Source organism: Bradyrhizobium sp. BRP56 (genome assembly GCF_020194035.1).
In the GTDB taxonomy this organism is placed as follows: domain Bacteria; phylum Pseudomonadota; class Alphaproteobacteria; order Rhizobiales; family Xanthobacteraceae; genus Bradyrhizobium; species Bradyrhizobium australafricanum.
Genome location: NZ_JADYVV010000269.1, coordinates 1 through 244, shown reverse-complemented (window position 1 = coordinate 244; position 244 = coordinate 1). Strand labels below are relative to the sequence as shown.

At 60.2% G+C, this 244-nt stretch carries 1 protein-coding gene; it reads right to left on the bottom strand.

From position 1 onward, the window contains the following. On the bottom strand, positions 1-152 hold a 152-nt coding region (tnpB, locus tag I6F38_RS43700), incomplete at its 3' end, for an IS66 family insertion sequence element accessory protein TnpB (protein WP_346657181.1). Between the last annotated feature and the right edge of the window lie 92 nt (positions 153-244).

The following is a 244-nucleotide window of genomic DNA, read 5'->3' as shown; positions in this document are numbered from 1 at the left end:
CAGTCAATTCCGGACAGGAGATAGGATAGTTGCGCAACGCTGATCGTCACAACGCCGTCCGCCAGCGATGGCCACAAAAAGCGGCCGCGCTCCAACCGCTTCGTGAACAGACATGCGCCCTGGCCATGGTGAGTCGGCCCCGGGAGTTGCACCCGGAGCCGCTCTCCGAACCGTACGTGACGCTCTCACGTCATACGGCTCTCAACAAGTACCGAAGCAGAACTCAACCTCGCCCAATGAGCAA